We start from the raw sequence: 23070 nt of genomic DNA, 5'->3' as shown, positions 1-23070 counted from the left end.
CCTTCGACCGGGAGTTGACCGGGATGTTCCTGAGGCTAAGACAATTACGGCAAATGAGAGGTTTTTGCGGATGAGCGGCGCTCCTGGCCGCTCATTGAGCGTCGATCAGATCAGTTCACAGGTCAGCGCGAGGGTGGCGAAGTTGTCGCCCATGATCGCCATTTCGGTCTGATGAACGTGCGCGGCGCTCAGGACACCGCCCTTGTAGGGCAGGTCGCGTGTGGCGCAGGCGTCTTCGATAAGCGTGCAGCGGAAACCCAGGTTCTTCGCCGCGCGCACAGTGGTGCTGACGCTCGAGTGACTCATGAAGCCGCAGACGATCAGGTCGAGGGCGCCGAGGTCCTCCAGGCGTTTGGCCAGTTCGGTACCGTGGAACGCGCTCGGCAGCAATTTGCCGATGATGGTTTCGTCGCTCTGTGGCTCAAGACCCGGAATGAATTCACCACCGACGCCTTGCGGGTTGAACATGCCACCGAGCGTGCCGAGGTGGCGCACATGCACGATCGGCCGGCCGGCGGCACGGGCGGCGGCGAGTAACTGCTTGATGTTCGCGACGGCCTCATCCATGCCGCTGAGGGCCAGCGGCCCGCTCAAATACTCTTTCTGGGCATCGATGATGATAAGGGTCGCATGACTCAGTTTGGCTGCCGGATAACCGCGACCGCTGAGTTGAAACATCGTTTTTGGAACGGACATTCTGGGGCTCCTTGGAGTGGGGCTTTTGCGCCATTGTCCTCTGGCTGAGCGGTTCTGTGAATCGCTACGATCGTAGGTGCCGTGGTTGCTGGCCTCTAGCCTTGTCAATAGTCACGTTTTGTTCAATAGCCTGGCGAAAAAACGGATAACTCCTACATTTGAGTCGGTCGTTTTCCTGCGTCGTCGTGGCGCCGTTTGACTGGTAGAATCGCCCGTCGATTTTTCTGGAGTTTGCCGTCGTGATCACTTCCCGCCTTCGCACCCTGCGTGACCATATCCGTTGGGCCGTCAGCCGCTTCCATGGGGAGGATCTGTTTTTCGGCCATGGCACCGACAATGCCTGGGACGAAGCCCGTCAACTGGTGCTGGGCGCGCTGCACCTGCCGTGGGAAATCGCCGACAGCTACCTCGACTGCAATCTGGAAGAAGACGAAGTGGTTCACCTGCAGCTGCTGCTCAAGCGCCGCATCGAAGAGCGCGTGCCAACGGCCTACCTGCTGGGCGAGGCCTGGTTCTGCGGCATGTCGTTCATCGTCGATCAGCGTGTGTTGATCCCGCGTTCGCCGATTGGCGAGCTGATCGAAAATCGTTTTACCCCGTGGCTGGCCAACGAGCCGGCGCGGATTCTCGACCTGTGCACCGGTTCCGGCTGCATTGGCATCGCCTGCGCCTACGAGTTCCAGAACGCCGAAGTGGTGCTGGCGGACCTGTCGTTCGAAGCACTGGAAGTGGCCAATCAGAACATCGAGCGCCATGGCGTCGATGAGCGCGTGTACACGGTGCAGGGCGACGGCTTCGAGGGCTTGCCTGGCCAGCGTTTCGACCTGATCGTGTCGAACCCGCCCTACGTCGATGCGGAAGATTTCGCCGACATGCCGGACGAATACCAGCACGAGCCGGAACTGGGCCTGGCGTGCGGCGATGACGGTTTGAACCTTGTACGTCGCATGCTTGCCGAAGCGGCGGATCACCTGACCGAGAAAGGCTTGCTGATTGTCGAAGTGGGCAACAGCCAGGTGCACGTCGAGGCGTTGTACCCGGAAGTCGACTTCGCCTGGCTGGAGTTCGAGCGCGGTGGTCACGGTGTGTTCATGCTGAGCGCGCAGCAGTGCCGGGAGCATCAGGCGTTGTTCGCTTCCCGCGTCTGATTGGTTGAAATCCTATCGCTGGCAAGCCAGCTCCCACAGTTTCAGTGTGTGCCGCATCATTTGAGTACGGCGCGAATCCTGTGGGAGCGTGGCTTGCCCGCGATAGCCGCACCGCGGTCTCAAGCCTTCAGCGGTGCGTGGCAATCCAGATCAGCAACCCCGCCTGAAACACCGCAAACGCCACCAGGCACGTAATGGTGAAACGCAGCCCGGCGTCTTCGCGTTTGTATTTGCTGACCTTCTCTTCGTGTTTCTTGAGTTTGACTTCCTGCTCGGCCAGGTTCTGCTCGGCTTGCTGGAGCATCTGTGCTGCCTCGAGAATTTCCACGACCTGCAGTTTTTCGCTGTTCCAGTCCCCCGCGAGGTCGCCGACCTTGACTGCTTTGACACTGCCTTTCAAATGCTGGGCATCGGCATACACCACGTCGAAACCGTGCACGCGCAAAAAATGATCGCGGCGCAGGCGGGTGTCTTCGTTGAGCGCTTCCTTGTTGTTCAGGTCAAAGCCGTCGACGGTGTAGGTGGGCCAGCGCTTCTTCGCCCAATTGATGCCCTGGGCGATCATGAATCGGCCGATGCCGCGGTTCAGCGGTTCGACCTGCAAACCGCTTTCCGGTCCGAAATGCACGCGTTTTTCGGCGTGATCGACCCACACATCCAGATGATTCTGTTCCTTGCGCACGCGTTGGGAGGGCAGGGTGATGCTCATGCGCATCAGGCTGCGCGCTTTGTCGTTGCGCTCGGCATAGCCGAACTCGACAAAGCGCAATGGGCGCCCGCCTGTGTTGCGGTCAGTCTGCAGCGGCGCCAGACGGAGCATCTTGTGGTGCTCGACGTGGACGTCCGCCCAGGGCAGCTCGACCGCTGGCGGTGCTTCTGTTTCAGCGGTGGTGTCGGTTGAAGTCTGGGTGTCAGTCATAACGGCGAGATCCTGTCCAAGCTCAGCTTGTTGCCAACCAATGTGTTGGCGACAAAGGCTTATCGGCCGTTTTTCCCGGGGCTGGAGGGTAAGGAGCCGTTAACTGGTGCGAATTCCGTCAATAAACCCGAGGATTCGCGCGCCCAGTTCCGCTGCCAGAGGCAATTGCGGGTCTTTATAGGAAGCCAGCTGGCGTTTGACGTCGTTGGGCACGATGCGCATGACGTGGTTCATGCCCTCGATCAGGGCCAGTTCGGCGTCCGGTTTGGCGGCCTTGAGCAGCCTGGCGTCATTGACGCCGACCTGGATGTCGTTGCTGCCCTGGATGATCAGCGCCGGCATCTTCAACCTGGCAAACGCTGCAGCCGGTTCCTGGCGGAACAGTGAAATCAGGTACGGCTGCACGCTCGGACGGAAAATGGCCTGCAAGGGTGGTGGCACATTGTCGTCGGGCTTCCCGGCCTTGAGGCTGTCGAGCAACTCATTACTGCGCAGCAGCAACGGCGGTGGCAGGCGATTGCCCAGTTGCTGGCGGATCACCTGATCGACCGGTCGCGCGCTACCCGAGACGGAAATCACCGCATCGGCGTCGATGGTTGGCGCGGCCAGGCTGGCGATCAAGGCGCCTTCGCTGTGTCCGAGCACGATCAGTTTGCCGAAGCGCGGATCAGTCTTGAGCTTCTGGCCCCAGGCCTCGGCGTCGGAAACGTACGCGTCGACCGTCAGATTGCGTTCGTCCGGCGTCGCGGCCAGGCTTGCTGCAACACCGCGTTTGTCGTAACGCACACTGGCGATGTTGTGTTTGGCCAGCACCCAGGCCAGGCGCTTGAGACTGTCGTTGCGCCCGCCGTCAGGGTTGTTGCCGTCGCGATCCGTAGGGCCGGAGCCGGAAATGATCAGGACAACGGGTACCGGGTTGTCGGACTTGGGCAGCAGCAAAGAGCCGAAAAGCTCGCCGGTGCCGGTGTCCAACGTGATCGGCCGTTGCAGGACAGTCGCCTGGGCGAAGCCGGAAATCAGGGTAAGGCTCAAGGCTAGAACTCGCAGCATCATCACGCCATCATCAAGAAGATGCCGGTTGGACTCACAGGCACCCATAAGGTTCGAGGATGAACTACTTGGGTAGCCTGCGTATACTGGCGCGCATTACGTATTCAGGTTCATTTCACGGAGCGTCCTGCATGTCCGGCAATACCTACGGCAAGCTGTTCACTGTCACCACCGCGGGCGAAAGCCATGGCCCGGCGTTGGTCGCCATTGTCGATGGCTGCCCGCCGGGCCTGGAGATATCCCTGGAGGATCTGCAGCGTGACCTGGACCGCCGCAAGCCCGGCACCAGCCGCCACACCACCCAGCGCCAGGAAGCCGACGAAGTCGAAATCCTCTCTGGCGTGTTCGAAGGCCGCACCACGGGGTGCGCCATCGGTTTGTTGATTCGCAACACCGACCAGAAGTCCAAGGACTACTCGGCGATCAAGGATCTGTTCCGCCCGGCCCACGCCGACTACACCTACCACCACAAATACGGCGAGCGCGACTACCGCGGTGGCGGTCGCAGCTCGGCCCGCGAAACCGCGATGCGCGTCGCGGCAGGGGCGATTGCGAAAAAATACCTGGCCAGCCAGGGCATCGTGATTCGCGGCTACATGAGCCAGCTCGGGCCGATTGAAATTCCGTTCAAGACCTGGGAGTCGGTCGAGCAGAACGCTTTCTTCAGCCCGGATCCGGACAAAGTGCCGGAACTGGAAGCCTACATGGACCAATTGCGCCGCGACCAGGATTCGGTCGGCGCGAAAATCACCGTGGTGGCCGAGGGTGTGATGCCAGGCCTGGGCGAACCGATCTTCGACCGTCTCGATGCCGAACTGGCCCATGCGCTGATGAGCATCAACGCGGTCAAAGGCGTGGAAATCGGCGCCGGTTTCGCCAGCGTCGCCCAGCGCGGCACCGAGCATCGCGATGAAATGACTCCGCAAGGTTTCCTCAGCAACAACGCCGGCGGCATTCTCGGCGGTATTTCCTCCGGTCAGCCTATCATTGCGCACCTGGCGCTGAAGCCGACGTCGAGCATCACCACGCCGGGCCGTTCCATCGACATCCATGGCAACCCGGTGGAAGTGATCACCAAGGGCCGTCACGACCCGTGCGTCGGTATCCGTGCCACGCCGATCGCCGAGGCGATGATGGCCATCGTGCTGATGGATCATCTGCTGCGTCACCGTGGGCAGAACGCCGATGTGCGTGTGAGCACGCCGGTGCTGGGTCAGCTGTAAATGGCTGACCTCCTGGTCGCAGCCGTCTGATGGCGACTGCGGCGCTCCCGTACTGGCGGCTCTCCAGTTTCTATCTGTTCTATTTCGCCTTGCTCGGTTCGACAGCGCCGTTTCTGGCGCTGTATTTCGATCACCTGGGATTCAGCGCCGCACGCATCGGCGAGCTGGTGGCGATCCCGATGCTGATGCGCTGCGTAGCGCCGAACATCTGGGGCTGGCTGGGCGACTTCACGGGGCAGCGGCTGGCCATCGTGCGTTTTGGCGCGGTGTGCACGCTGCTGACCTTCTCGCTCATTTTCGTCAGCAAGACCTACGCCTGGCTGGCGATGGTCATGGCCTTGCATGCGTTCTTCTGGCACGCGGTGTTGCCGCAGTTCGAAGTCATCACCCTGGCGCATTTGCAGGGGCAGACCTCCCGCTACAGCCAGATTCGCCTGTGGGGATCGATCGGTTTCATCATCACCGTGGTCGCACTGGGCCGGCTGTTCGAATGGCTGAGCCTCGACATCTACCCCGCGGCGCTGGTGCTGATCCTGGTCGGCATCGTGCTCAGCAGCCTGTGGGTGCCCAATGCCCAACCGACACCGGGCAACCGGGTGGCGGGGGAAGGATTTCTCAAGCAACTGCGCAGCCCTGGGGTATTGGCGTTTTACGCCTGCGTGGCGCTGATGCAGATGAGTCATGGGCCGTATTACACGTTTCTGACCCTGCACCTTGAGCGGTTGGGTTACAGCCGCGGCGTGATCGGCATGCTCTGGGCGGTCGGCGTGGTCGCCGAGGTGCTGATGTTTCTGGGCATGAGCCGGATACTCGCGCGCATTTCGCTGCGTAGGGTGCTGATGGCCAGTTTTCTGCTGGCGGCGTTGCGCTGGCTGTTGCTGGGCTCGCTGGCGGAGTTTCTCTGGGTGCTGTTGTTTGCCCAGGTGTTGCACGCGGCGACATTCGGCAGCTTTCACGCCGCTGCCATTCAATTCGTGCAACGTAGCTTCGGTGCGCGCCAGCAAGGTCAGGGTCAGGCACTGTATGCCGCATTGGCCGGCACCGGTGGGGCATTGGGCGCGTTGTACTCCGGTTACAGCTGGAACGCCCTTGGCGCCGCATTGACCTTTAGTATTGCCAGCCTCGCAGCGCTCGCGGCTGCCGTTATCATTGCCACATGTATGCAAGAGGACAGGCCATGAGCCTTACCCGTGAACACCTCGCCCAACAAATCATCGACGCCGGGCGTTTTCTCTATGGCCGCGGCTGGTCGCCGGCCACCAGCAGCAATTACTCGACCCGCCTGTCGCCGACCGAAGCCTTGCTGACCGTCTCCGGCAAGCACAAGGGCCAGTTGGGCATGGACGATGTACTGGCCACCGACCTGTCAGGCAATAGCCTGGAGCCGGGCAAGAAGCCGTCCGCCGAAACCCTGCTGCACACTCAGCTTTACAGCTGGCGGCCCGAGATCGGCGCGGTGCTGCACACCCATTCGGTGAATGCCACCGTGCTGTCACGCCTGACGCCGCAAGACTTCATCGAATTCGAAGACTACGAACTGCAAAAAGCCTTCAGCGGTGTGACGACCCACGAGTCCCGGGTGCGTGTGCCGATTTTTGACAACGACCAGGACATTGCGCGCCTGGCCGCCAAGGTGCAGCCTTGGCTGGACGCCCATCCCGATTGCGTCGGCTACCTGATTCGCGGGCACGGCCTGTACACCTGGGGTGCGCGCATGAGCGATGCCCTGCGGCAGATCGAGGCCTTTGAATTTTTGTTCGAGTGCGAGTTGAAGATGCGCTCGCTCTCGAACGTTAAAGCATGAACCGTTAAGGAGTTGCCCTGATGAGCAGCCTGTCCGTTTATCACGTCTCCAGCCCTGAAATCCCCAACAAGGTGCTGACCCATTTCGAAGACATCGCCTCGACCCTGGCTGAACAAGGCGTGCGCTTCGACCGCTGGCAAGCCGCCACCAGGCTTCAGCCGGGCGCCACTCAGGAAGAAGTGATTGCCGCCTATCAAGAGCAAATCGACCAGCTGATGACCGAGCGCGGTTACATCACAGTCGATGTGATCAGCCTCAACAGCGATCACCCGCAAAAAGCCGAACTGCGCGCCAAGTTCCTCAATGAACACCGCCATGGCGAGGACGAAGTACGATTTTTCGTTGCCGGCCGTGGTCTGTTTACCCTGCACATCGACGATTACGTCTACGCCGTGCTGTGCGAGAAAAACGATCTGATCTCGGTGCCGGCCGGTACCAGACACTGGTTCGACATGGGCGAGCACCCGCATTTCATTGCGATCCGCCTGTTCAACAACCCGGAAGGCTGGGTGGCCAATTTCACCGGTGAAGACATCGCCAGCCAATTCCCGCGTCTGGAGGACTGAGTCGATGCCGATCAAAGCGATTCTCACCGACATCGAAGGCACCACCAGCGCGGTGAGTTTTGTGTTCGACGTGCTGTTTCCCTATGCCGCCAAACACCTGCCGGCGTTTGTTCGTCAGCAGGCCGGGCGCGCTGACGTAGCCGAACAACTGGCCGCCGTACGCCGCGACAGCAATGAGCCGGACGCCGACGTTGAACGGGTCGTCGAGATCCTGTTGGGCTGGATTGCCGAAGACCGCAAGGCCACGCCGTTGAAAGCGTTACAGGGCATGGTCTGGGAGCAGGGATATAAGGCCGGGCAGTTGCAGGGCCACGTGTACCCGGACGCCGTTGAAGCGCTCAAGCGCTGGCATCAGGATGGCTTTCAACTGTTCGTTTATTCGTCCGGCTCTATCCAGGCCCAGCGGTTGATCTTCGGCTGTTCGGAGGCGGGGGACCTGACGCCGCTGTTCAGCGGCTATTTCGATACGACTTCAGGGCCAAAGCGCGAGGCGCAGTCCTACGCCAACATCACCCAGGCGATCAACCTCCAGGCGCGGCAGATTCTGTTCCTGTCGGACATCGTCGAAGAGTTGGATGCGGCGCGTGCAGCAGGGATGGCCACTTGCGGCCTGGCTCGTGAAGGTGGGGAGCTGGCGGGGCACGTGACCGTGGACAGCTTTGCGCGGATAAACCCCGCAACTTTCTAAACGCCACAAACCCTGTGGGAGCGGGCTTGCTCGCGAAAGCGGTGTGTCATTCAACGTTGATGTTGACTGACACACCCTCTTCGCGAGCAAGCCCGCTCCCACATTTTTTTACAGCGAGTGATAAGTCGGCAAGGCAAACCGTTGCTGGCTTTGCAGCAAGGAAATCTGCGGCAGTTCACTGGCTTGTTCGGCGAGGTCGCGGCGAATCGCACTGATGACCCACGTCAGTTGGTCGCCGTTGTGCAATTGCTGGTAGGAAATCGAGCGTTTGAACACTTTGCCTTCGCCGCCGCTCAGGGTCAGCAGGATCCCGCCGTCAGGACGGGCCTGGGTGGCGACTGTGTAGTTGGAGAACAGGGACGAAAACTTTTCCTGGATCAGGCTCATGTCGTTCAGCTCCGTGATGACTTGAATGGCGTGGAGAGACCGTTGCAGCCTTTGTGCCAGTGTTTTTAGTTGATCAATATCAATAAAAATCAATGGCTTACTGTTTTTGGCGATTTTTGCATTCGTGCAATCTGCATGAATGGCCATCGTGCATCCTGCATTTTGCGAGGTCGCTCGGCGATTCGATGGAACCATTGTTCATGGCAGGGTTCACGCGGGGCATCGTATCGACCGTGGATCAGATCGCGGATCAAGATCGCAGATACAAAACATTTCAAAAACCGCGTGTACAGCTCAAGAACCGTTGACGTATTTTCGGCCTCAGACATCGCCGCCCGACAATAAAAAAACAGCGAACGGGAGCATCATGAGCCGCACGTCGAACGACACGATTACCTGGGGCATGATGCTCCGCAAGCTGCCTTCCATCGCCAAAGCCATCCCCCGGGTGGTCAAGGGCATGAAGGCCGCCAACGTCAAGGACCCGACCCAGGCGTGTGGTTTGGGCTGGAGTTTCGAGCAAGCCACATTGCGCAATCCGGATGGCCCGGCGCTGCTGCAGGACGACGTCACGCTCAGTTACTGCGAGGTCAACCAGTGGGCCAACCGCATCGCCCATCACCTGATTGGCCAAGGTATCGGCAAGGGTGACGTGGTGGCGGTCTTCATCGAGAACCGCCCGGAACTGCTGGTGACGATTCTGGCGGTGGCCAAGGTCGGCGCGATCAGTGCCTTGCTCAATACCTCGCAGACCCGCGACACCCTGGTGCACAGTGTGAATCTGGTGGCGCCGGTGGCGATCATTGTCGGTGAGGAGCTGGTTCCGGCGTATCTGGCGATACGAGATCGGGTGGCGATCCAGTCTGCCCGAACCTGGTTCGTCGCCGATCAGGACACCTCTCGCCAACCGGGTATCGCGCCTGAAGGGTTCATCAACCTGATGACTGTCAGCCTCGACGACGCCTGCGACAACCCGGCCAGCAGCCAGCAGATTTTCTTTGACGATCCCTGCTTTTATATCTACACCTCGGGCACCACGGGGCTGCCCAAGGCCGGAGTGTTCAAGCATGGCCGCTGGATGCGCAGCTGCGCGAGCTTCGGCATGATCGCGCTGGACATGCGCCCGGACGATGTCGTCTATTGCACCTTGCCGCTGTACCACGCCACCGGCCTTTGCGTGTGCTGGGGCTCGGCCGTCAGTGGTGCCAGCGGGTTCGCCATCCGCCGCAAATTCAGCGCCAGTCAATTCTGGAGCGATGTACGCAAATACCAGGCAACCACCATCGGTTATGTTGGCGAACTGTGCCGCTACCTGGTCGATCAGCCACCGAGCGTCGACGACAGCCGGCACGATGTGAAGAAGATGATCGGCAACGGCCTGCGTCCCGGCGCCTGGAACGAGTTCAAGACCCGCTTTGCGGTGAATCACATTTGCGAACTCTATGCCGCCAGCGACGGCAATATCGGGTTCACCAACATTCTCAATTTCGACAACACCATCGGTTTTTCCCTGATGTCCTGGGAACTGGTCGCGTACGACCACGACAGCGGGGCACCGATTCGTGAAGCCAACGGCTTGATGCGCAAGGTCGCCAAGGGCGAGCAAGGGCTGTTGCTGGCAAAAATCGACGACAAGGCTCCGCTGGACGGCTACACCGACCCGCAGAAAACCGCCAGGGTCGTGCTTGAGGATGTGTTCCAAAAGGGTGACCGCTACTTCAACACCGGCGACCTGTTGCGCAACATCGGCTTTGGTCATGCGCAGTTTGTCGACCGCCTGGGCGACACCTACCGCTGGAAGGGCGAAAACGTGTCGACCACGGAGGTCGAGAACATCCTCCTGCGGCACCCGCATATTTCCGAAGCCGTGGCCTACGGCGTGGAAATCCGCAACACCAATGGCCGGGCCGGGATGGCCGCGATCACGCCCGCCGAATCCCTGGCCACCCTGGACTTCAGCGAACTGCTGGCCTTTGCCCGTGAGCAAATGCCGGCCTATGCGGTGCCGTTGTTCCTGCGGGTGAAAGTGAAAATGGAAACCACCGGGACTTTCAAGTATCAGAAGACCCGGCTCAAGGACGAAGCCTTCGACCCGGGTAGAACCGGTGATGATCCGATCTATGCCTGGCTGCCGGGAACCCAGACTTACGTGCAGGTCACGGAGCAATTGTTGTCCGACATTCACGGCGGCAAGTACCGCTATTGAATCTGGCTATGGCGGTCCATGAGAAAAAACAAGTGACAGTGCCAGGACCGCTCGGGAAACTGTCGGCTTTTACGAATGACAGAAAAGGGAGTGCCCAATGTCAGACAAAAGCCGCCAGATGACCCCCGAAGAAGCCGCCGAATTTGCCGAACAGGTATTCAACAAGGCACGGGAGGGCGATGCGGCGATGATGGCCGCGCTGCTGACCAAGGGTTTGCCGCCGAACCTGCGTAACCACAAGGGCGATACCTTGCTGATGCTGGCCGCGTACCACGGTCATGTGGACACGGTAAAAGTCCTGCTGGAGCACAAGGCCGACCCGGAGATCCGCAACGACAACGGCCAGAGCCCGATTGCCGGGGCAGCCTTCAAGGGCGACCTGGCGGTGATCAAGGCCTTGGTCGAGGGCGGCGCGCAGGTTGAAGGCTCGTCCTTCGATGGCCGCACGGCGCTGATGATGGCGGCGATGTTCAACCGCGTCGAAGTGGTCGACTACCTGATCAGCAAGGGGGCCGACCCGCAGGCCAAGGACGCCAATGGCATCACTGCGCTGGAGGCTGCCAGGACCATGGGGGCTGCCGATACGGTTGCTCAACTGGAAAAACTGCTGGGCTGACGTTGAACCCTTTGGCGAGGGAGCTTTTGTGGCGAGGGGGCTTGTCGGGACGCCGCACCGCCCCGTTCGGCTGCGCAGCAGTCGTAAACCCGGTAGACACGATTTATCTGAATTTCCGCCATTGGGGCCGCTTCGCGACCCAACGGGGGCAAGCCCCCTCGCCACAGGGAATGCCTCACCACAGGTCCGCATTTCCCTCATTAATGCGCTATCCTTCGCGCCCTCAAATCCCCCTCGCTACAGGATCCTCCCCATGAAAACCGCACTCGTCGAACTCATCAGCAAAATCAGCTCCGGGTGCATGGGCGAAGACGAAATCCTCAAGGTCGCAGACGAAGCGGCCCAGGCCTACGCCGATCCGCAGGCTTTTCTGAGCGCCAATCCGGACATCAACTACGACGAAACCTTCCCGATCCCGTTGGGTGAATGGGTGGTGGTCGGCAGCCTGCCGGAAACGGTGCTGTTCCAGGCTGACACCTACATGGACCTGTTCGCGCAGATCGTCGCCTCGTTCGGCCCGGGTGTGGAATTCAATCTCAAGCCCAAGCAACTGGCCAAGACCGAAGCCTTGACCGCGCTCAACCGCATCCAGGTGCAAATGAGCAGCCTGAACAAGGAAAACGGGGGCTACACGCTGATGAACTTCAGCCAGTTGCTCGATGACGAATTGCAGGTGGTGCTGGTGTACGGCAATGACGTGCCCCGCGTGCTGCAATTGTGCGCAGAAGCCGGCATCGCAGCCGCGCCCGCCCTGGAAGCCCTGAAAGTGGCGATTCACGTCTGATAGCCAAATACTGTCAAATCAAAGGGAACCCTCACGACGACCGTCTATCCTAAGAGGGCAAATCACCTTTCAGGAGCGTCACCATGGGTTCCACGTTCAACAGCCTGGTTGCCTTGATCATTTTTGCCCTGGACATCTGGGCCATCATCAACGTATTCAAAAGTAGTGCCGGGACCGGGATGAAAGTCCTCTGGGTACTGTTGATCGCACTGTTACCGGTGCTGGGGCTGATCATTTGGGCTATCGCCGGGCCGCGGGGCAACGTACGGGCCTGAACAAGCGGCACTGAACCTGTGGGAGCGAGCCTGCTCGCGAAGAACGATGACGCGGAGCAACTGAACACCGCATCGTCCGCTTCGCGAGCAGGCTCGCTCCCACAATGTTCTGCGGGTACATCGATGACGAAGGTTCGACCTGTCATGTTCCGCAACGTAGAATGCGCGCCTTTCCCGGTCATTCGAGACGAACGAATGGCCATCATGGGCGGGTAACCGTCCGTTGCCACCCGCATTCATCGGAGCACTTCCCATGAGCATCACCCCGACCAGCGACTACCTGGAAACCCTCTACGAAGGCTACGGCCAGCGTTTTCGCATGGAAAAACTGCTGCACGAAGTGCGCACCGAACACCAGCACCTGGTGATCTTCGAGAACCCGCGCATGGGCCGCGTGATGGCGCTGGACGGCGTGATCCAGACCACCGAAGCCGACGAATTCATCTATCACGAAATGCTGACCCACGTACCGATCCTCGCCCATGGCACCGCCAAGCGCGTGCTGATCATCGGCGGCGGCGACGGCGGCATGTTGCGTGAAGTAGCCAAGCACCGCAGTGTCGAGCACATCACCATGGTCGAGATCGACGGCACCGTGGTCGACATGTGCAAGGAATTCCTGCCGAATCACTCCAAGGGTGCATTCGATGATCCACGCCTGAACCTGGTGATCGACGACGGCATGCGTTTCGTCGCCACCACCACTGAAAAGTTCGACGTGATCATTTCCGACTCCACTGACCCGATCGGGCCGGGGGAAGTGCTGTTCTCGGAAAACTTTTACCAGGCTTGCCACCGCTGCCTGAACGAAGGCGGCATCCTGGTGACCCAGAACGGCACGCCGTTCATGCAGATCGAAGAAGTGAAGACTACCGCCGGTCGCCTGCGCAGCCTGTTCCCGGACTGGCACTTCTACCAGGCTGCTGTGCCGACCTACATCGGCGGCTCGATGACCTTCGCCTGGGGCGCGACCGATACCGCTTATCGCAAGCTGACCCGCGAAACCCTGCAACAGCGTTTCACGGGCAGCGGCATCGTCACGCGCTACTACAATCCTGAGATCCACATCGGCGCTTTCGCCCTGCCGCAATACGTGTTGCAGGCAGTGAACAAGCCAAGCAACGACTGATATCCATCGGTTGGTTCGCAAACCTGTGGGAGCGTGGCTTGCCCGCGAATACGGTGTGTCAGTTGACATTAATGTGCCTGAAACACCGCCTTCGCGGGCAAGCCACGCTCCCACAGGTCCTTATCTGACCCCGATGGAACAATTAGCCAGCTAACAAGGTCCAGATATGTGTAAGCCCATCCATGGGTTTTATCGAGGAGGCATCAATGCAAAAGTGGAAAATCACTTTCGTGGATGATCATGGCGAAACCGTTAACGAGGTCTTTGAGTGCGATGAGCGCCCGGACAACGAGTGCGCCGCCAAGCTCATCAAGTCCCGGCTTCTTCCTGTCGCTGCCGAACTGGATCTGAACGATCTGGAAGGGCGGACCGCCGATGCGAGCGTCAAAGAGCTCAAGTCCCAGAACAGCATTGAAATCCTCGACATTACTCCAATCTGAACAACACCTGTCGCATTCACATCCGGGCCTTGGCAGAGGCTCTATCTTGAGGCTACTCTGCAAGCGAGATCAGCGAATGAATCGCTAAGGTCTGGTCTTGTCAGCTCCATGCTTGTTTCCCGCCGGCACATCGTTTGCCGTCGCTCGCGCTGTTCGGTTGCGGGTGAGGGAGTACGGAAAGTCTATCCATCGTTTTGAGGAGGACGTTTCATGAGCACAGCCTATCAAGAAGACATCAGCAGCAGCGTGCTGCGCCGCATGAAAGAAGGCGGTTTTGACTTTTCACGGTTTCATCCCATCGAGTTCTACGCCATTTTCCCGGATGAGGAGCGGGCACGCAGGGCGGCAGGTCATTTCCACCGTGGTGAATCCCTGGATGCGCAAGTCAGTGTGCGCGACGATGGCGCCTGGGCGCTGGAGTTGTGCAAAGTCATGTATGCCACCTACGACGACATCGGCGACTTCGAACAGGGTTTCGAAGCGGTTGTCGAGCCGTTGGGCGGCATCATCGAAGGCTGGGGTGTGAAACAGGAGGTACGAGGGCGACTCGCATAAGCTTATGAACAGTGACAACCGGCATTGACGGCTGACCTTTGGGTTGGCCGTTTTCATTTATGGCCTGTAGGAGCTGCCGAAGACTGCGATCTTTTGATTTTGATTCTCAACATTTCAACAAGGCAAAAAAAAGCCGCCTGAGCAGGCGGCTAAAAGGGAAGTTCGGTGTGCTTTTCAGCGAATGCCTGGATTATCCGCACCCGTTACCGGGCAGTGAAATCAACTCTGGCTATGCTGGTGATAGGCGATAGCCACGCCTTGCAATGAAGCGGGGGCGATCAGATTGGAGCATTTGCCGCACAGGAATGGTGCGGTACTTGCGCATTGATTATCCAACTGATTGATATCAAAGCGTTTATGCCGCTGGCACGGGCCTTGCGAAGGTCTGGACGTCCGAGTGACAAGGAGTACGGCATGATCCGCACCTATTTTGATGAGATGTACGATGCCGGCGGCCAGGTCCGCCCGCATTATCGGGAGTTTGCCCGTTGGCTGGCCGAGACGCCTGACGAGCTTCTGGCACAACGGCGACGCGAGGCCGATCTGTTGTTTCATCGCGCCGGGATTACCTTCACGCTCTATGGGGACGAGCAGGGCACAGAGCGCCTGATTCCCTTCGACACCATCCCCCGCAGTATTCCCGCCAGTGAATGGCGGGTCGTCGAGCGCGGCTGCATCCAGCGGGTCAAGGCGTTGAACATGTTCCTCGCCGACCTGTATCACGAGCAACGCATCATCAAGGCCGGCATCATTCCGGCCGAGCAGGTGCTGGCCAACGAGCAGTACCAGTTGGCGATGCAGGGGCTGGACCTGCACCGCGATATCTACTCGCACATCTCAGGTGTCGACCTGGTGCGCGACGGTGACGGCACCTACTACGTGCTCGAAGACAATCTGCGCACACCGAGCGGCGTCAGCTACATGCTCGAAGACCGCAAGATGATGATGCGCCTGTTCCCCGAACTGTTCGCGGCGCAACGCATCGCGCCCATCGATCACTACCCGAACCTGTTGCTCGATACCCTCAAAAGCTCAAGCCCCATCGATAACCCCAGCGTGGTGGTGCTGACGCCGGGGCGCTTCAACAGTGCGTTCTTCGAGCATGCGTTTCTGGCGCGGGAAATGGGTGTGGAACTGGTGGAAGGCGCGGACCTGTTCGTGCGTGACGACAAGGTCTTCATGCGCACCACCGACGGGCCGAAAGCGGTCGACGTGATTTATCGTCGCCTCGACGACGCCTTCCTCGATCCGCTGGCCTTCAACCCGGAATCGATGCTCGGCGTGCCGGGGCTGCTGTCGTCCTACCGTTCCGGCAACGTGGTATTGGCCAATGCCATCGGCACGGGGGTGGCGGACGACAAATCGGTGTATCCGTTCGTTACCGACATGATCCGTTTCTACCTCGATGAAGAACCGATCCTGAAGAACGTGCCGACCTGGCAGTGCCGAAATCCGTCTGAGCTTTCCCATGTGCTGGCCAATCTTCCAGAACTGGTGGTCAAGGAAACCCAGGGCTCCGGCGGTTACGGAATGCTGGTGGGGCCGGCCGCGACGGCGGCGGAAATCGAAGCCTTCCGCGCGCGCATCATCGCCAAGCCCCATGCCTATATCGCACAACCCACGCTGTCGCTGTCGACCTGTCCGACCTTTGTCGAAAACGGTATTGCGCCACGCCACATCGACTTGCGGCCGTTTGTCCTGTCGGGTCGTGAAACCCGGGTGGTGCCCGGCGGCTTGACCCGTGTCGCCCTGCGCGAAGGCTCCCTGGTGGTCAACTCCTCCCAGGGTGGCGGAACCAAGGACACCTGGGTGGTCGAGGATTAAAGGAAGCCTGCCATGTTAAGTAGAACTGCCTCGGATTTGTATTGGATGTCGCGTTACCTGGAGCGGGCGGAAAACCTCGCACGGATGCTCGACATCAGCTATTCACTGTCGTTGATGCCGCAAGACGGCCGTGGCGACGGTTTGCACGAATTGGCCATGCCGTTGTTGATCACCGGCACCCTGGACGATTATCTGGAGCGCCATGGCGAACTGCATGCCGAACGGCTGCTGCATTTCTTCGCCCTGGATGCGGCCAACCCGGCGAGCATCTACAGCTGCCTCGGTGCTGCACGGGCCAGCGCCCATGCGGTGCGTGGACGCATCACCGCCGACATGTGGGAAAACATCAATGCCACCTGGCTGGAAATTCGCGGCATCGCCGAGCAGGGCCTCAGTCGCTACGGCATGAGCCGTTTCTGCGAGTGGATCAAGGAGCGTTCCCACCTGTTCCGGGGCGCGTCCTACGGCACCATCATGCGCAACGATGCGTTTCGCTTCATTCGTCTGGGGACCTTCATCGAACGGGCGGACAACACCTTGCGCCTGCTCGATGCCCGCTACGAAATGGCCGGCGACCAGGCCGAAGCGGTCAGCGATGGCACCGCTCACGCGTATTACCAGTGGAGCGCGTTGTTGCGGGCGTTGTCATCGTTCGAGGCCTACACGGAAATCTACCGCGACGCCCCTGGCGCCCGGCATGTTGCCGAATTGCTGTTGCTGCGCGCCGATGTGCCGCGTTCCCTGCGCGCCTGCACCGAAGAAATCGACCAGATCCTCGCACAATTGCCGGGGGCCAACGGTCGTCCTGCACAGCGCCTGGCGGCGGAAATGGATGCACGCCTGCGCTACACCGGCATCCATGAAATTCTCGAAGAAGGCCTGCACGCCTGGCTGACCGAGTTCATCCCGCTGGTGCGCCAGTTGGGTAACGCGATTCACAGTTCTTATCTGGAGGCGGCATGAGACTTTCCATTAGCCACGAAACCACCTATCACTACGAAGACAAGGTGCGGGCGAGCATCCAGTACCTGCGGCTGACGCCCCACGACAGCGAGCGCCAGCACGTGCTCAGTTGGCAGCTCGACCTGCCGCGTCCGGTGCGGGCGCAACTCGATCCGTTCGGCAATATTCTGCATGTGCTGACCATGGATGAGCCTCACGAGGCGATCATCATCGGTGCCCGCGGCCAGGTTGATATCGATGAATTACGTGAGGCCGAACACGAGAGCCAGTCGGCACTGCCGTTTCTGCGCTTCACCCGTTTGACTGAAGCCGATGGCGCCCTGCGTGCGTTCGCCGAGAAGGCGTGCAAGCAACGCCGCGACCGCACGGCGTTGATCGATCTGATGCATGGACTCAACCAGCATATGACCTACACGCCCGGTTCCACGGAAGTGGACACCAGCGCGGCCCAGGCCTTTGCCGGACGCTCCGGCGTATGTCAGGACCATACCCATGCGTTTCTTGCCTGCACCCGCAGCCTGGGCATTCCTGCACGTTATGTGTCGGGCTATCTGTACAGCGAAAGCAGCGAACACCTGGCCAGCCACGCCTGGGCCGAAGCCTGGCTGGATGACGCCTGGTACAGCTTCGACGTGACCAACGAACTGGCCCGGCCGGAGCGTCACCTGAAACTGGCCGTTGGCCTGGATTACCTGGATGCCTGCCCGGTACGAGGGATGCGCCGGGGCGGCGGGTGTGAGCAGATGCACGCGAAGGTGCTGGTCTCACCGACGCCGGCGCCGGTGATTTTGGTGCAGCAGCAATAACTAGAGGTCTGCAAAATCCTGTGGGAGCGAGCTTGCTCGCGATGGCGATCTTTCAGTCGATACTACCGTGACTGACACACCGCTATCGCGAGCAAGCTCGCTCCCACAGGGATCATGTCAGTGCTAGTGCTGAATCTTGCGCCCGACCATATGCTGCAAATACCCCACCAGCATCCCCAGATCCCCATCCGGCAACACCTCGGCCGAGAACCCGGGCATCTTCGCCTGCGGCCATTGGCGCAAACTCTGTGGATCGCGAATGTAGCGCTTGAGGAAGTCCGCGCCGAAATACTCGGTCGGGTTGTATGGAATATTCAGGTCCGGCCCGAACTGCGCATCCCCGGCACCATTGAGTCGATGGCATGCCAGGCAGTTCTTCTGGAACAACGCAAAACCCTTGTTCACCGGATCATCCGCCTTCAAGGACGGATCGGGCAGCAGGGCAGGAAAACGCTCGGCCACGGGCGCCAGACGCTTGATGCTCGCCACCTGGAACGGCCATTGCTCGGGGCTGATGTTGCCGGCCTGCGGATCGGTCCAGACCAGGTAGAACGGCCCGGCACCCGGCTTGCCTTCCGATAGCGCTGGCCACGGTTTGGCCGGGTCTTCAATCGCCAGCCAGGCCCGCGCCCCTTGGGTATTGAGCAGCGGCGCCGCGGCCATTTCGGCGGCAAAGCCATCCAGGGCCACGGCTTGCAGGTGGTCGTCCGGCTTGATGCCGGTCAGCAGCGCGGACAGAGGCACGGCGCGGTAGCTCATGTCCCGTTTGTAGGAAACGTCGTTGCTGATGTTGATGGTTTGCACTTGGGGATGCTTGAGCAATTCCTCCGTCCGCCAGGTGCGACTGTTCGCGCCCAGCTCCAGATTCAGCTGTGCGGCATAAAGGGGCGAGCCGAACAGCAGGGCCCCGAGCAGAATGAGCATTTTCAAAGTGATTGCCGTCCATGTCGTGGAAGTGCCATGAAGGGTGGCACAGCCACGCTGGCCCGGGTAGCGGGCCAGTCACATTTTGATAGTGGCAATTCAAAAACTGTGACGCCGTATCTTTCAGACGCGACTAGCCGATGACCTTGGTCAGGTTCGGCACTATCAACAACAGCGTGGTGGCAAAAAGGATGAGCCCGGCTTGACGTACTTTCGATTGTTTGAACATGGCTTGACCGCCTTTATTGTTATTTCCTGATGCCTGCCTGCATATCTCCATGTTGGCAGCGCGTTGCACTTCCTGTAGTGACGAGCGCCTCGGCAAAACCCGACGACAACTTCGTACAAGTTCACCTTAGAGCCCGCGCAGCGCTTGGTTTAGATCCATTTCGTATGGTGTTGTCACGATTTGCTTTAAAAAAGGTATGAGGCCTATTGCCATCTTCTTTGCCGCCCGTTGGCTAGACAGCTTGGTGTCCTGAATCGGTTAATCCGCTCATTCACGACCGTCCGTCTGAGCGTGTGCGTCAACATCTGTGAGCGCTGCGGTCATTGAATCAAACGCGGCTCGGGCCAAGAGTGAGCGCTCTGCTTTTACTCTCCTGCACTGCGGTTCGAGGACGTCATGACCCAAGCATTGATTTTCGACGCATTACGCACGCCCCGTGGCAAAGGCAAGGCCGACGGCGCCTTGCACAGTGTCAAGCCGGTGAACCTGGTGGCCGGTTTGCTCACCGCGCTGCAGCAGCGCACGGCGCTGGACACCAGCCAGGTCGATGACGTGGTGCTCGGCTGCGTGACGCCGATTGGCGATCAAGGTTCTGACATCGCCAAGACCGCCGCCCAGGTGGCCGATTGGGATGTCAGTGTGGCGGGGGTACAAATCAATCGTTTCTGCGCTTCGGGGCTGGAGGCGGTCAACCTCGGCGCAATGAAAGTGCGTTCCGGCTTCGAGGATCTGGTGGTGGTCGGTGGTGTCGAGTCGATGTCACGGGTGCCGATGGGCAGCGATGGCGGCGCCTGGGCGCTGGACCCGGCGACCAATCTGCACAGCCATTTCACGCCGCAAGGGGTGGGTGCCGACCTGATCGCTACCCTTGAAGGCTTCAGCCGTCAGGACGTCGATGCCTACGCCCTGCATTCCCAGCAGAAGGCAGCTCGGGCGCGGGCCGATGGTTCGTTCAACAAGTCGCTGGTGCCGGTGCAGGACCAGAACGGCATCATCCTGCTCGATCATGATGAGTTCATCCGCGCCGAATCGACCCTGGAAGGTCTGGGCAAGCTCAAGCCGAGTTTCGAGATGATGGGGCAGATGGGGTTCGATGCCACCGCGCTGCGGGTCTACAGCCATGTCGAACGGATCAATCATGTTCACACCCCCGGCAACAGCTCCGGGATTGTCGATGGCGCGGCGCTGATGCTCATCGGCTCCGAAGCCAAGGGCCGGGAGCTGGGACTGCAGCCCCGGGCGCGGATTGTCGCCACGGCGGTCACCAGTACCGACCCGACCATCATGCTCACCGGTCCCGCGCCGGCGACCCGCAAGGCATTGGCCAAGGCCGGGCTGCGGGTCGAAGACATCGACCTGTTCGAGGTCAACGAGGCGTTCGCTTCGGTGGTGTTGAAATTCATCAAGGACATGGCGATCGACCCGGACAAGGTCAATGTCAACGGCGGTTCCATCGCCATGGGCCACCCGCTGGGCGCCACCGGTTGCGCCATTCTCGGCACGCTGCTCGATGAGCTGGAAGCCCGACGCCTGCGTTATGGCCTCGCGACCCTGTGTGTCGGCGGCGGCATGGGCATTGCCACCATCATCGAACGCCTCTGAGCCCGGACTTCAAGGAACCCCGTTATGAGCGAAGCCATTCGTTACGAAAAAGACCAGGACCGCATTGTCGTCCTGACCATAGACCTGCCGGACCAGAGCGCCAACACCATGAACGCGGTGTACCGCGAGGCCATGGCCGACTGCGTCGCGCGCCTGGTGGGTGACAAGGACAACATCGCCGGTGTGATCATCACTTCGGCCAAGAAAACCTTCTTTGCCGGTGGCGACCTCAATGAATTGATCAAGGTCGGCAAGCCCGAAGCCAAAGCCTTCTACGACATGGTGCTGACCCTCAAGGGGCAGTTGCGCACCCTGGAAACCCTGGGCAAACCGGTGGTTGCGGCGATCAACGGCGCGGCACTCGGCGGCGGCTGGGAAATCTGCCTGGCCTGCCACCATCGGGTGGCGCTGGATAATCCTGCGGTGCAACTCGGCCTGCCGGAAGTCACCCTCGGCCTGCTGCCGGGCGGTGGTGGCGTGGTGCGCATGGTGCGTATGCTCGGGATCGAAAAAGCCCTGCCGTACCTGCTGGAAGGCAAGAAGGTGCGGCCGCAACAGGCATTGCAGGCAGGCCTGATCGACGCTTTGGCAACCGACCGCGAAGATCTGTTGGCCAAGGCGCGGGCGTGGATTCTCGCCAACCCGGTGGCGGTACAACGCTGGGACGTGAAGGGCTATCAGATTCCGGGCGGTACACCGTCAAGCCCGAAAGTCGCCCAGATGCTGGCGATTGCCCCGTCTATCCTGCGCAGCAAAACCCAGGGCACGATGCCCGCGCCGGAGAAAATCCTCTGCGCAGCGGTCGAGGGCGCGCAGGTGGATTTCGACACCGCGCACCTGATCGAAACCCGCTACTTTACCGAACTGACCACCGGCCAGGTCTCGAAAAACCTGATCGGCACGTTCTGGTTCCAGCTCAACGAAATCAACGCCGGTGGCTCGAGGCCGCAAGGTTTTGCGCCTTATGTCACCCGCAAGGTCGGCGTGCTCGGCGCCGGGATGATGGGCGCCGGTATTGCGTTTGTCAGCGCGTCGGCGGGTATCGATGTGGTACTCAAGGACATCAATCTCGCCGCAGCCGAGAAGGGCAAGGCGCATTCGGCAGCGCTGCTGGACAAGAAAGTCGCTCGCGGACAAATGAGCATCGAGCAACGTGATGCGGTGCTGGCGCGCATCCAAACCAGCGAAAACGATGCTGACCTGGCCGGTTGCGACCTGATCATCGAGGCGGTGTTCGAGGATCGTGACCTCAAGGCCAAAGTCTCGTTGGCCGCGCAGAAGGTCGTCGGCGCGGACGCGGTGATCGCGTCCAACACCTCGACCTTGCCGATCAGCGGCCTGGCGTGCGCCGTGCCCGATCAGAGCAAGTTCATCGGCCTGCATTTTTTCAGCCCCGTGGAAAAAATGCCGCTGGTGGAAATCATCAAGGGTGCCAATACCAGCGACGAAACCCTGGCCCGCGGATTCGATTACGTCCTGCAAATCAGGAAGACCCCGATTGTGGTCAACGACAGCCGCGGTTTCTTCACGTCGCGGGTGTTCGGCACCTTCACCAACGAAGGCATTGCCATGCTGGGCGAAGGTGTGAACGCGGCGATGATCGAGACTGAAGCACGCAAGGCCGGCATGCCTGTAGGACCGCTGGCGATCTCTGATGAAGTTTCCCTCAGCCTGATGAGCCATATCCGCCTGCAAACGGCCAAGGACCTGCAAGCAGAAGGCAAGCCACTGACAGAACATCCTGCGTTTGCCGTCATCGACTTGCTGCTCAATGAGTTCAAGCGTCCGGGCAAGGCTGCCGGTGGAGGTTTCTACGAGTATCCGGTGGGCGGCCAGAAATACCTGTGGCCGGAGTTGAAAAAACGCTTCGAGAAAGCCGACGGGCAGATTTCGCCAGTGGATGTGCGCGATCGCTTGCTGTTCGTGCAAGCCATCGAAACCGTGCGTTGTGTGGAGGAGGGCGTGTTGACCTCGACGGCGGACGCCAACGTCGGCTCGATCTTCGGCATCGGTTTCGCCGCCTGGACTGGCGGTGCACTGCAGTTCATCAACCAGTACGGCGTACAGGACTTTGTCGCCCGCGCCCAGTACCTGGCCAAGCAATATGGCGAACGGTTCGCGCCGCCTGCACTGCTACTGGAAAAAGCGGCAAAAGGGGAGGCCTTCTAAGGGCGCGATGACACATTTCGGGGCTTGCCTTGTCACAGTGTTTCGAGGCAGGCTCTGGGGTGTGCAT

Annotated in this window: 22 protein-coding genes and 2 pseudogenes; 18 read left to right on the top strand and 6 right to left on the bottom strand. The window is 60.2% G+C overall.

Annotation, left to right across the window (positions count from 1 at the left end; genetic code table 11):
- Window positions 1–105: 105 nt before the first annotated feature.
- Window positions 106–696: a cysteine hydrolase family protein gene (locus tag PPUTUW4_RS18815; RefSeq protein ID WP_007974909.1), complete on the bottom strand. Its 591-nt coding sequence runs from the start codon at window positions 694–696 to the stop codon at window positions 106–108.
- Window positions 697–935: 239 nt separating this feature from the next.
- Here PPUTUW4_RS18815 and prmB point away from each other — a divergent pair, with 239 nt between their 5' ends.
- Window positions 936–1844 (top strand): 50S ribosomal protein L3 N(5)-glutamine methyltransferase, encoded by a 909-nt coding sequence (prmB, locus tag PPUTUW4_RS18810; protein ID WP_015096112.1) that lies wholly within the window; start codon window positions 936–938, stop codon window positions 1842–1844.
- 127 nt (window positions 1845–1971) lie between these two features.
- Here the strand turns inward: prmB and PPUTUW4_RS18805 are convergent, their stop codons facing one another.
- Window positions 1972–2763 carry a hypothetical protein gene (locus PPUTUW4_RS18805; protein WP_015096111.1) on the bottom strand — a complete coding sequence of 264 codons (792 nt, stop codon included), beginning with the start codon at window positions 2761–2763 and terminating at the stop codon, window positions 1972–1974.
- A 99-nt stretch (window positions 2764–2862) separates the two neighbouring features.
- Window positions 2863–3861 (bottom strand): alpha/beta fold hydrolase, encoded by a 999-nt coding sequence (locus tag PPUTUW4_RS18800; RefSeq protein ID WP_041474930.1) that lies wholly within the window; start codon window positions 3859–3861, stop codon window positions 2863–2865.
- A gap of 83 nt (window positions 3862–3944) precedes the next feature.
- Between PPUTUW4_RS18800 and aroC the strand changes: the two genes are divergently transcribed.
- From aroC to mtnC, 5 genes are read left to right on the top strand one after another with little or no spacing between them, the layout of a single operon-like run.
- The gene (aroC, locus tag PPUTUW4_RS18795) at window positions 3945–5036 is read left to right on the top strand and encodes a chorismate synthase (RefSeq protein WP_015096109.1); all 1092 of its coding nucleotides are present in this window, start codon (window positions 3945–3947) and stop codon (window positions 5034–5036) included.
- A 29-nt stretch (window positions 5037–5065) separates the two neighbouring features.
- Complete coding sequence (locus PPUTUW4_RS18790) at window positions 5066–6217, top strand: MFS transporter (protein ID WP_015096108.1); 1152 nt, start codon at window positions 5066–5068, stop codon at window positions 6215–6217.
- The gene (locus tag PPUTUW4_RS18785) at window positions 6214–6840 is read left to right on the top strand and encodes a methylthioribulose 1-phosphate dehydratase (protein WP_015096107.1); all 627 of its coding nucleotides are present in this window, start codon (window positions 6214–6216) and stop codon (window positions 6838–6840) included. The genes PPUTUW4_RS18790 and PPUTUW4_RS18785 overlap by 4 nt, the downstream gene beginning before the upstream one ends.
- A 20-nt stretch (window positions 6841–6860) precedes the next feature.
- Window positions 6861–7406, top strand: coding sequence for an acireductone dioxygenase (locus PPUTUW4_RS18780; RefSeq protein WP_015096106.1), 546 nt, complete (start codon window positions 6861–6863; stop codon window positions 7404–7406).
- A 4-nt stretch (window positions 7407–7410) separates the two neighbouring features.
- Window positions 7411–8094 carry an acireductone synthase gene (gene mtnC / locus PPUTUW4_RS18775; RefSeq protein ID WP_015096105.1) on the top strand — a complete coding sequence of 228 codons (684 nt, stop codon included), beginning with the start codon at window positions 7411–7413 and terminating at the stop codon, window positions 8092–8094.
- A 12-nt stretch (window positions 8095–8106) separates the two neighbouring features.
- Here mtnC and PPUTUW4_RS30380 read toward each other — a convergent pair.
- Window positions 8107–8196 (bottom strand): annotated as a pseudogene (locus PPUTUW4_RS30380) (DUF4381 domain-containing protein); the annotation flags it as partial.
- A 6-nt stretch (window positions 8197–8202) separates the two neighbouring features.
- Window positions 8203–8481, bottom strand: a complete 279-nt coding sequence (locus tag PPUTUW4_RS18770) for a DUF3509 domain-containing protein (RefSeq protein WP_015096104.1) — start codon at window positions 8479–8481, stop codon at window positions 8203–8205.
- Window positions 8482–8848: 367 nt separating this feature from the next.
- On the opposite strand from PPUTUW4_RS18770, the gene PPUTUW4_RS18765 reads away from it, so the two are divergent.
- From PPUTUW4_RS18765 to PPUTUW4_RS18720, 10 genes are all read left to right on the top strand, one after another.
- Window positions 8849–10687: a long-chain-acyl-CoA synthetase gene (locus PPUTUW4_RS18765; protein WP_015096103.1), complete on the top strand. Its 1839-nt coding sequence runs from the start codon at window positions 8849–8851 to the stop codon at window positions 10685–10687.
- Between the two features lie 97 nt (window positions 10688–10784).
- Window positions 10785–11303: an ankyrin repeat domain-containing protein gene (locus tag PPUTUW4_RS18760; protein WP_015096102.1), complete on the top strand. Its 519-nt coding sequence runs from the start codon at window positions 10785–10787 to the stop codon at window positions 11301–11303.
- A gap of 253 nt (window positions 11304–11556) precedes the next feature.
- The gene (locus PPUTUW4_RS18755; RefSeq protein WP_015096101.1) at window positions 11557–12087 is read left to right on the top strand and encodes a hypothetical protein; all 531 of its coding nucleotides are present in this window, start codon (window positions 11557–11559) and stop codon (window positions 12085–12087) included.
- Window positions 12088–12170: 83 nt separating this feature from the next.
- Window positions 12171–12362, top strand: a complete 192-nt coding sequence (locus PPUTUW4_RS18750; RefSeq protein ID WP_015096100.1) for a PLD nuclease N-terminal domain-containing protein — start codon at window positions 12171–12173, stop codon at window positions 12360–12362.
- Window positions 12363–12615: 253 nt separating this feature from the next.
- Complete coding sequence (speE, locus tag PPUTUW4_RS18745) at window positions 12616–13491, top strand: polyamine aminopropyltransferase (RefSeq protein WP_015096099.1); 876 nt, start codon at window positions 12616–12618, stop codon at window positions 13489–13491.
- Window positions 13492–13697: 206 nt separating this feature from the next.
- The gene (locus PPUTUW4_RS18740; protein WP_015096098.1) at window positions 13698–13931 is read left to right on the top strand and encodes a hypothetical protein; all 234 of its coding nucleotides are present in this window, start codon (window positions 13698–13700) and stop codon (window positions 13929–13931) included.
- A 210-nt stretch (window positions 13932–14141) separates the two neighbouring features.
- Entirely contained in the window at window positions 14142–14486 is a 345-nt protein-coding gene (locus tag PPUTUW4_RS18735; RefSeq protein ID WP_007971898.1) for a ribonuclease E inhibitor RraB, read from the top strand.
- A gap of 414 nt (window positions 14487–14900) precedes the next feature.
- The gene (locus PPUTUW4_RS18730; RefSeq protein ID WP_007971899.1) at window positions 14901–16310 is read left to right on the top strand and encodes a circularly permuted type 2 ATP-grasp protein; all 1410 of its coding nucleotides are present in this window, start codon (window positions 14901–14903) and stop codon (window positions 16308–16310) included.
- A gap of 12 nt (window positions 16311–16322) precedes the next feature.
- The gene (locus PPUTUW4_RS18725; protein ID WP_007971901.1) at window positions 16323–17273 is read left to right on the top strand and encodes an alpha-E domain-containing protein; all 951 of its coding nucleotides are present in this window, start codon (window positions 16323–16325) and stop codon (window positions 17271–17273) included.
- A complete protein-coding gene (locus PPUTUW4_RS18720) occupies window positions 17270–18079 on the top strand; it encodes a transglutaminase family protein (protein WP_015096096.1) in 810 nt (269 codons plus the stop codon). Before PPUTUW4_RS18725 ends, PPUTUW4_RS18720 begins: the two co-directional genes overlap by 4 nt.
- A gap of 123 nt (window positions 18080–18202) precedes the next feature.
- On the opposite strand, the pseudogene PPUTUW4_RS18715 reads toward PPUTUW4_RS18720, so the two are convergent.
- Window positions 18203–19025: pseudogene (locus tag PPUTUW4_RS18715) on the bottom strand (cytochrome c).
- 603 nt (window positions 19026–19628) lie between these two features.
- Here PPUTUW4_RS18715 and PPUTUW4_RS18710 point away from each other — a divergent pair.
- Window positions 19629–20834 carry an acetyl-CoA C-acetyltransferase gene (locus PPUTUW4_RS18710; protein ID WP_015096094.1) on the top strand — a complete coding sequence of 402 codons (1206 nt, stop codon included), beginning with the start codon at window positions 19629–19631 and terminating at the stop codon, window positions 20832–20834.
- A 24-nt stretch (window positions 20835–20858) separates the two neighbouring features.
- On the top strand, window positions 20859–23003 hold the full coding sequence (locus PPUTUW4_RS18705; protein ID WP_015096093.1) for a 3-hydroxyacyl-CoA dehydrogenase NAD-binding domain-containing protein: 2145 nt from the start codon (window positions 20859–20861) through the stop codon (window positions 23001–23003).
- Window positions 23004–23070: the final 67 nt, after the last annotated feature.

The sequence above is a fragment of the Pseudomonas sp. UW4 genome (assembly GCF_000316175.1).
In the GTDB taxonomy this organism is placed as follows: domain Bacteria; phylum Pseudomonadota; class Gammaproteobacteria; order Pseudomonadales; family Pseudomonadaceae; genus Aquipseudomonas; species Aquipseudomonas laurylsulfatiphila.
Note: the sequence above shows the minus strand (reverse complement) of the source record. Positions and strands in the feature narration are given on the sequence as shown.

Bases quoted from the DNA above. Each gene is read 5' to 3' on its own strand.
- PPUTUW4_RS18815 (WP_007974909.1), bottom strand. From the start codon at position 696: ATGTCCGTTCCAAAAACGATGTTTCAACTCAGCGGTCGCGGTTATCCG.
- PPUTUW4_RS18805 (WP_015096111.1), bottom strand. From the start codon at position 2,763: ATGACTGACACCCAGACTTCAACCGACACCACCGCTGAAACAGAAGCA.
- PPUTUW4_RS18800 (WP_041474930.1), bottom strand. From the start codon at position 3,861: ATGGGTGCCTGTGAGTCCAACCGGCATCTTCTTGATGATGGCGTGATG.
- aroC (WP_015096109.1), top strand. From the start codon at position 3,945: ATGTCCGGCAATACCTACGGCAAGCTGTTCACTGTCACCACCGCGGGC.
- PPUTUW4_RS18790 (WP_015096108.1), top strand. From the start codon at position 5,066: ATGGCGACTGCGGCGCTCCCGTACTGGCGGCTCTCCAGTTTCTATCTG.
- PPUTUW4_RS18785 (WP_015096107.1), top strand. From the start codon at position 6,214: ATGAGCCTTACCCGTGAACACCTCGCCCAACAAATCATCGACGCCGGG.
- PPUTUW4_RS18780 (WP_015096106.1), top strand. From the start codon at position 6,861: ATGAGCAGCCTGTCCGTTTATCACGTCTCCAGCCCTGAAATCCCCAAC.
- mtnC (WP_015096105.1), top strand. From the start codon at position 7,411: ATGCCGATCAAAGCGATTCTCACCGACATCGAAGGCACCACCAGCGCG.
- PPUTUW4_RS18770 (WP_015096104.1), bottom strand. From the start codon at position 8,481: ATGAGCCTGATCCAGGAAAAGTTTTCGTCCCTGTTCTCCAACTACACA.
- PPUTUW4_RS18765 (WP_015096103.1), top strand. From the start codon at position 8,849: ATGAGCCGCACGTCGAACGACACGATTACCTGGGGCATGATGCTCCGC.
- PPUTUW4_RS18760 (WP_015096102.1), top strand. From the start codon at position 10,785: ATGTCAGACAAAAGCCGCCAGATGACCCCCGAAGAAGCCGCCGAATTT.
- PPUTUW4_RS18755 (WP_015096101.1), top strand. From the start codon at position 11,557: ATGAAAACCGCACTCGTCGAACTCATCAGCAAAATCAGCTCCGGGTGC.
- PPUTUW4_RS18750 (WP_015096100.1), top strand. From the start codon at position 12,171: ATGGGTTCCACGTTCAACAGCCTGGTTGCCTTGATCATTTTTGCCCTG.
- speE (WP_015096099.1), top strand. From the start codon at position 12,616: ATGAGCATCACCCCGACCAGCGACTACCTGGAAACCCTCTACGAAGGC.
- PPUTUW4_RS18740 (WP_015096098.1), top strand. From the start codon at position 13,698: ATGCAAAAGTGGAAAATCACTTTCGTGGATGATCATGGCGAAACCGTT.
- PPUTUW4_RS18735 (WP_007971898.1), top strand. From the start codon at position 14,142: ATGAGCACAGCCTATCAAGAAGACATCAGCAGCAGCGTGCTGCGCCGC.
- PPUTUW4_RS18730 (WP_007971899.1), top strand. From the start codon at position 14,901: ATGATCCGCACCTATTTTGATGAGATGTACGATGCCGGCGGCCAGGTC.
- PPUTUW4_RS18725 (WP_007971901.1), top strand. From the start codon at position 16,323: ATGTTAAGTAGAACTGCCTCGGATTTGTATTGGATGTCGCGTTACCTG.
- PPUTUW4_RS18720 (WP_015096096.1), top strand. From the start codon at position 17,270: ATGAGACTTTCCATTAGCCACGAAACCACCTATCACTACGAAGACAAG.
- PPUTUW4_RS18710 (WP_015096094.1), top strand. From the start codon at position 19,629: ATGACCCAAGCATTGATTTTCGACGCATTACGCACGCCCCGTGGCAAA.
- PPUTUW4_RS18705 (WP_015096093.1), top strand. From the start codon at position 20,859: ATGAGCGAAGCCATTCGTTACGAAAAAGACCAGGACCGCATTGTCGTC.